Here is a 6,780-nt window from a genome sequence, read left to right as displayed (position 1 = left end):
CCGGCCAGGTGCCGACCAGGTCCGGACGGGCAGGGCGTAGCGGTCTCGGGCGGGACGTAGCGGTCTCGGGGCGAGGAGGTCTGTCGTGGGGCGTGGGGCGGATGCGCTGGCGCGGGTGGCGGTGGTGGTGCGGGCACCGGCCGGGTGGCTGTGGTGGCCGGGGCTGCTGGCCGCGGGGATCGGGGCGCTGGTGCCGGGACTGGCCGGGCGGACGGCCGGGCTGGCGGCCGGCCCGGCTACGGCCGCCCGAGGTCGCCCAGCGCCTCCGCGTGTGCCGCGCCGCTCTCCGCGGTGAGATCCTCCAGGGTCTGCGGGGTACGGATGGTCGCGAAGCGAACGGTGCCGTCCGGGTCCGGCGCATAGCCGTAAATCCCGGGGCGGGGGAGGGAGTTGTAGGCGAAGTGGGTGGAGAAGTAGTACGCGCCGGTGTCCAGGAGCGCGGCATGGTCGCCGGCCTCCAGGAGGGGGAGCGGACGGTTCTCGGCGACCAGGTCACCCGCGAAGCAGCACGGCCCCGCGACGTCCTGGGCGACCGGCGCGCCCGTCTTGGGGCGCCCTCCGGCGTCGTAGGCGGCGATCCGGATCGGCCAGGCCTCGGGGACGAAGACCGTACGGGTCGCGACCTGGGCGCCGGCGTGGGTGACCGCGATCGGCCGGCCGCCTGCCGACTTCGCGTACTCGACGCGGGCGAGCACCGTGCCGTGCTTGGCCAGCAGTGAGCGGCCGAACTCGGTGACGAGGCCGTAGCGTCCGGACAGCAGACCGGGGACGGCCGAGTGGAGCAGCGCGGCGTACTCGCGGTAGGTCGGGGTGTGGGCGTCGGAGGAGAAGTTCACCGGCAGGCCGCCGCCGATGTCGAGGGTGTCGATCTGGCGCCGGCCGGCCTTCTCGTTGATCTCCTCGGCCAGCAGGTACAGGGCCTGTACGCCCGCCGCCATCAGCTCCAGCGGCATGCCCTGGGATCCGACATGGGCATGCAGCCGGGTCAGCCACGGGCGGGCGAGGAAGGCGCGTACGACCCACTCGCGGGCGCCCTCGTCGCGCAGCGCGACACCGAACTTGGAAGTGTCGGTGGCGGTGCTCATCGCCCCGATGGTGCCGCCGCCGACCTGCGGATTGACCCGCAGGCCGATGGGCGCGGTGCTCGGCGCGGAGGCCATCAGCGCGTCGATCCGCGCCAGTTCCTCGGGGTTGTCGGCATTGACGGCGATCCCGAGGGCCAGCGCCTCACGCAGCTCGGGGAGGGTCTTGGCGGGTGAGTCCAGGACGGTCCGCGCGACCGGCACCCCGGCGGCACGGGCCAGCGCCAGCTCACCGGGGCTGGCCACCTCACAGCCGAGCCCTTCCTGCGCGAGCAGCTGCAGTACGGGTACGAGCGAGGCGGCCTTCACCGCGAAGGCGTGCAGAACCGGGGTGCCCGGAGCGGTGAACTCCTCGAAAGCGGCGCGGAGTTCACCTGCCGAACGCCGGATCCCGGCAATGTCCAGCAGCCCGGCCACGGGCTCGCGGGGACCCACCAGCCCCCGCGCAACGGCTGCCTCTACGGCTCGGTCTCGGTCCGTGAACGTCATGGGACAACTCCATCATTGGCTGGGGGTATCACGCCAACGCATACCGGGGGCGGGGACGGAGTGGGGATGGAGCAGGTCGGGTGCGGGGCGGGTGTGGGAGAGAAGGCGCTGGTCAGACTGCTTACCGGCCCTGTTGGGGGCCAGTTCTTGGTTTGGACCAGCTCTGGTTTTGGGCCGGTTCTCGCTACGGGCCGGCTCTGGCGTGGGGCCTGACGTGGGGCCCTGGCGCGGGTGCCAGTCCTTGCCGCCCGCCCTGGCCTCGGGCCCGTCCTGGCCGCCAGTCCTGGCCTCGGGCCCGTCCTCGCCTCGGGTCACCGGACCGCACCGCACCGGACCACACCGAACCGCACCGGGCCGGCCGCCCTGGCTCGGACCGTCCGGCCCAGGCCAGGCAGCCTGCTTTGCCTGGCCTGCCTCTTCCTCAGGCAGCCCGCCCCTTCCTCAGGCGGCCCCGCCTCCGCTCAGTCCCGCCTTGCGGTGGCGTTCGGTGAGGCGGGAGCCGGACTCGCGGCGGGCGGCGCGGCGGAGGAGGGGGACGGCGAGGAGGAAGCCGAGGATGGCCCAGGCGGTGAGTATCAGGGCCACTGTCGGCAGCTCCCAGGAGCCGGCCGGTTCCGCGGCGCGGGCGGCGTCCGGCAGGAGGGCCGAGCGCAGGCCCTGCGCCATCCACTTGAGCGGGAAGACGGAGGCGATCTTCTGGACCACCGCGGGCAGCGAGCCGAGCGGGAACATCGCCCCCGAGGTGATCAGCAGCGCCATGACGGGCAGCATGATCAGCGCCAGCGCCTCACGCGGGTTCGGCAGCACGGCGCCGATGGCCGCTCCCAGCGGTACGACGGCGAGCAGTCCCAGCGCACTGACCCACAACAGCGTCAGCCAGCCTCCCGGCCCGTGCGGCAGGGGGCCGTCCACCAGCAGCGCGGCCGTTCCCAGCAGGAGGACCAGCGTGCCGAACGCCATCGCGACCACCAGCAGCGACTTGGCGACGAGATAGGCCGGTATGCCGCCCGGGGTGGCGCGTAGCCGCAGCAGAGCGCCCTCCTCGCGCTCGGTCACCAGAATCTGCGGGAGATTGACCAGCCCGATCTGCAACAGCAGATAGGCGGCGAAGCCCGAGAGCGTCAGATGGGCCATCGGGACCTGGGTGCCGGGCACCTTGTCACTGATGTAGCCGGCGAGCACCAGCGCGACGACGACATTGACCAGATGGCCGCTCAACTCCTTGGGGTTGCGCAGGAGATGGCGCAGCTCGATTCCGCCGCGCAGGACTCCGGCGCGCCAGTAGCGGCGGCGGGGGTGCGGTGCGGCGGCCTCCGGTGTCGCCGCGCCGGTCGTGCGGACCGTGCCGGTGGTGCCCGTCGTGTGCGTCGTGTCCGTGGTGTCGCCCCCGTCGGTCGGCTTTGTCGCCGCTGTCTCCGCTGTAGCGCTTGTCACTTCGGTCCCCCTCATGCGGCTTGCTCCTCCCCGTCCGAGGCCCCGGCCTCGCTCGCGCCCGTGGTCCCGGTGCCGGCGCCGTCCCCGTGGTCCCGGTGGACCATGTGCAGATAGGTGTCCTCCAGCGTCGGCCGCCGGACCTCTAGGTCGGCGACCGGTCCCCCTGTCTCCCGGTGGAGTTCCCACACCAGTTGGGACGGGTCCTCGGTCCGTTCCCGCCGGGCCGTACCGTCCGGTGCGGTCCAGCGGACCTCGGCCTGGGCGGCGGCCCTCCGGGCCAGTTCCGACGGGGTGCCGTGGGCCCGGATCCGGCCGTTGACCAGCATCGCTATACGGTCGGCCAGCCGTTCGGCCTCGGCCAGATCGTGGGTGGTGAGCAGGATCGTGACGCCCTCGTCGCGGGCGAGCCGTTCGACCAAGTAATGGAAGTCGCGCCGGGCCTCGGGGTCGAAGCCGGTCGTCGGCTCGTCCAGGAAGAGGAGTTCGGGGCGGCCGACGATGGCGAGGGCGACGTCCAGACGGCGGCGCTGGCCACCGGACAGCCGGTCGACCTGCTGACCGGCCTGCTCGGTGAGGCCCACCAGGGCGAGCAGTTCGGCCGGGTCGCGCGGACGCGGGTAGTAGGTGGCGAAGTGCGTCAGCAGCTCGGCGACCTGCCAGCGGCGGTGGTCGCGCCAGGACTGCAGGACCAGGCCGATCCGCGCGCGCCAGGCGTCGTCGCCGCGCGCCGGGTCCGTGCCCAGGACACCGGCCTCGCCTGCGGAGCGCTGCCGGAAGCCCTCCAGGATCTCGACGGTGGTGGTCTTTCCGGCTCCGTTGGGACCGAGCAGCGCGAAGATCTCGCCGCGGTGGATGTCCAGGTCGATGCCGTGCAGGACGTGCCTGCTGCCGTACGACATCCTCAAGTCGCGCACCCGGATGACCGGTTGGCGCGGTGCGCGGGGGCCCGTGGGGGCCGGAGCCGCCGTGGCCGGGTCTGCGGGCTGGTGGTCGGTCGTCGTCATCGGCCCGCCTTCGCGTGGTGGTGCGGTTGCTGGGAGTCTGCTGCCGTCGCTGCGGCGGCCTCCGGCGCCGGTGCGGGCGCCGCGGCGGGCCCCGCCCCCTCGACGATGGCGCGGAGCGCGGCCACATGCCCCTCGAAGGCGGTCCGGCCGCGGGCCGTCAGCCGTACCTTGGTGCGGCGTTTGCGGCCGCCGCCTTCCTTGTGGATCTCCAGATATCCGGCCTCTTCCAAGGTGTGCAGCTGCTTGGAGAGCGCGGAGTCGCTGAGCGAGAGGCTGTCGCGGATGAAGGGGAAGCCGGCCCATTCCGTGGCGGCGAGCAGCGCCACCACGGACAGCCGGGTCGAGGGGTGGATCAGTTCGTCGAAGCCGCTCGGGGTGCTCATCGGGCGGCCTCCCCGTGGGCGGCCCTGCCGCCCCGGTCGCGGAGCGTACTGACCGCCCAGCGGTTCGCCGGGCCGACGAAGAGCAGGAAGGTGCCCGCCGAGATCGTGGCCTGGATCAGGCTGCCGAGCGGCAGCGCCAGCCAGTCGACCAGACGGCCGGAGAGCACGATGGCCACGAGGGTCACCGCCGCGCCCGCGAAGAAGGTCGCGAACGACCGCCAGCTGTGGCGCGAGCGGTGCAGCCGCACCCGCGTCCGGCGGTTGTAGACGACGGCCAGGGCGCCCAGCACGGTGAGGTAGGCGGTCAGCACCAGCCAGAAGGCCCACCTGGGCAGATCCAGGCCGGAGACGGCGAGGAACACCCACATGGCGGCGGCGGTGGTGTACGTCGCCCCGGTGTCGCCCTGGGCCGTTCTCTCGATCTCGTCGTACACCCGCTCCTGCGGGACCCGGATGCGCTGCAGATCCTGCCAGGCCTGTTCGGCATCCACAGTCGTGGTCATGGTCATCGCCTCCCCAAGGCGGTCGAGCTGAGCCCCGTTGACTTGCCTACTGGGAAAGTTAGCGCAGACTTTCCCAGTGGGCAAGTAAAAAATTCCGGCCGGGCCGGCCGGTTCGTGCGGCTCGCCGCGAGTGGCTCACCGTGCCCTGTTGACTAGCGCTATTCATCAACCCCAATATGTGAATAGCTCAATCCAATCGACGTCAGGGAGGCACGGCCCATGTCGGGACCGCGACCCGTGCGGGCACCGCGCGGAACGGAGCTGAGTGCTCGGGGATGGCAGCAGGAAGCCGCGCTGCGCATGCTGCAGAACAACCTCGATCCGGAGGTGGCCGAACATCCGGACCAGCTCGTCGTCTACGGCGGTACGGGCAAGGCCGCGCGTGACTGGCGCTCGTTCGACGCGATGGTGCGCACGCTCACCACGCTCAAGCAGGACGAGACGATGCTCGTCCAGTCCGGCAGGCCGGTCGGCGTGATGCAGACGCACGAATGGGCACCGCGGGTGCTCATCGCCAACTCCAACCTCGTCGGCGACTGGGCCAACTGGGAGGAGTTCCGCCGCCTGGAGGCCCTCGGCCTGACCATGTACGGGCAGATGACCGCCGGTTCGTGGATCTACATCGGCACCCAGGGCATCCTCCAGGGCACCTACGAGACCTTCGCGGCCGTCGCGGCGAAGAAGTTCAACGGCACGCTCGCCGGGACGATCACGCTCACCGCCGGCCTCGGCGGCATGGGCGGCGCCCAGCCGCTCGCCGTCACCATGAACGACGGCGTCGCCCTCTGCATCGACGTCGACCCGCGCGCCATCGAGCGCCGGATCGAGCACCGCTACCTGGACGTGAAGGCGGACAGCCTCAAGCACGCCCTCGAACTCGCCGTCGAGGCCCGTGACCGGCGCAAGCCGCTCTCCATCGGCCTGCTCGGCAACGCCGCCGAGCTGCTGCCGCAGATGCTCGCCGAGGGCGCGCCGATCGACATCGTCACCGACCAGACCAGCGCCCACGACCCGCTGGCCTACCTGCCCGTCGGCATCGACTTCGACGACATGGCCGCGTACGCGGCGGAGAAGCCCGCCGACTTCACCCAGCGGGCGCGCGAGTCGATGGCCCGGCACGTCGAGGCCATGGTCGGCTTCATGGACGCCGGCGCCGAGGTCTTCGACTACGGCAACTCGATCCGCGGCGAGGCCCAACTCGCCGGATATGAGCGCGCCTTCGCCTTCCCCGGCTTCGTTCCCGCCTATATCCGGCCACTGTTCGCCGAAGGCAAGGGGCCGTTCCGCTGGGCCGCGCTGTCCGGCGACGCCCGGGACATCGCCGCGACCGACAAGGCGATCCTCGATCTCTTCCCGGAGAACGAGTCGCTGGCCCGCTGGATCAAGCTGGCCGGTGAGCGGGTCCACTTCCAGGGCCTGCCCGCCCGGATCTGCTGGCTGGGCTACGGCGAGCGCGACAAGGCCGGTGAGCGGTTCAACGAGATGGTCGCCGACGGCACCCTGCGCGCCCCGCTGGCCATCGGCCGTGATCACCTCGACTGCGGCTCCGTCGCCTCGCCCTACCGCGAGACCGAGGCCATGAAGGACGGCTCGGACGCGATCGCCGACTGGCCGCTGCTCAACGCCATGGTCAACGTCGCCTCCGGCGCCTCCTGGGTCTCGCTGCACCACGGCGGCGGCGTCGGCATGGGCCGCTCGATCCACGCCGGGCAGGTCACCGTCGCCGACGGCACGGCGCTGGCCGGCGAGAAGATCCGCCGGGTGCTCACCAACGACCCCGGCATGGGCGTCATCCGGCATGTCGACGCGGGCTACGAGCGCGCCGACGAGGTGGCCGCCGAGCGCGGCGTCCGCATCCCGATGCGCGAAGGCGAGGGCGCGTGAC

The 6,780-nt window shown here is 72.2% G+C and carries 6 protein-coding genes; 1 reads left to right on the top strand and 5 read right to left on the bottom strand.

Annotated features, from left to right (window positions below; all coding sequences use genetic code 11):
* Nucleotides 1-236: 236 nt before the first annotated feature.
* The 5 genes from AB0C46_RS33875 to AB0C46_RS33855 all read right to left on the bottom strand — a co-directional run bounded on the left by AB0C46_RS33875 (nucleotide 237) and on the right by AB0C46_RS33855 (nucleotide 4,895).
* Complete coding sequence (locus AB0C46_RS33875) at nucleotides 237-1,571, bottom strand: diaminopimelate decarboxylase (protein ID WP_362832561.1); 1,335 nt, start codon at nucleotides 1,569-1,571, stop codon at nucleotides 237-239.
* 441 nt (nucleotides 1,572-2,012) lie between these two features.
* Nucleotides 2,013-3,020, bottom strand: a complete 1,008-nt coding sequence (locus AB0C46_RS33870) for an ABC transporter permease (protein WP_362832560.1) — start codon at nucleotides 3,018-3,020, stop codon at nucleotides 2,013-2,015.
* Nucleotides 3,017-3,904, bottom strand: a complete 888-nt coding sequence (locus AB0C46_RS33865) for an ABC transporter ATP-binding protein (RefSeq protein ID WP_362832648.1) — start codon at nucleotides 3,902-3,904, stop codon at nucleotides 3,017-3,019. The genes AB0C46_RS33870 and AB0C46_RS33865 overlap by 4 nt, the downstream gene beginning before the upstream one ends.
* A gap of 101 nt (nucleotides 3,905-4,005) precedes the next feature.
* Nucleotides 4,006-4,392 (bottom strand): transcriptional regulator, encoded by a 387-nt coding sequence (locus AB0C46_RS33860; protein WP_362832559.1) that lies wholly within the window; start codon nucleotides 4,390-4,392, stop codon nucleotides 4,006-4,008.
* Entirely contained in the window at nucleotides 4,389-4,895 is a 507-nt protein-coding gene (locus AB0C46_RS33855) for a hypothetical protein (protein WP_362832558.1), read from the bottom strand. The genes AB0C46_RS33860 and AB0C46_RS33855 overlap by 4 nt, the downstream gene beginning before the upstream one ends.
* A 219-nt stretch (nucleotides 4,896-5,114) precedes the next feature.
* Between AB0C46_RS33855 and hutU the strand changes: the two genes are divergently transcribed.
* Nucleotides 5,115-6,779, top strand: coding sequence for a urocanate hydratase (gene hutU, locus AB0C46_RS33850; protein ID WP_362832556.1), 1,665 nt, complete (start codon nucleotides 5,115-5,117; stop codon nucleotides 6,777-6,779).
* The last annotated feature ends 1 nt before the right edge of the window (nucleotide 6,780 follow it).

The organism is Streptomyces sp. NPDC048637 (assembly GCF_040650675.1).
Classification (GTDB): domain Bacteria; phylum Actinomycetota; class Actinomycetes; order Streptomycetales; family Streptomycetaceae; genus Streptomyces.
Note: the sequence above shows the minus strand (reverse complement) of the source record. Positions and strands in the feature narration are given on the sequence as shown.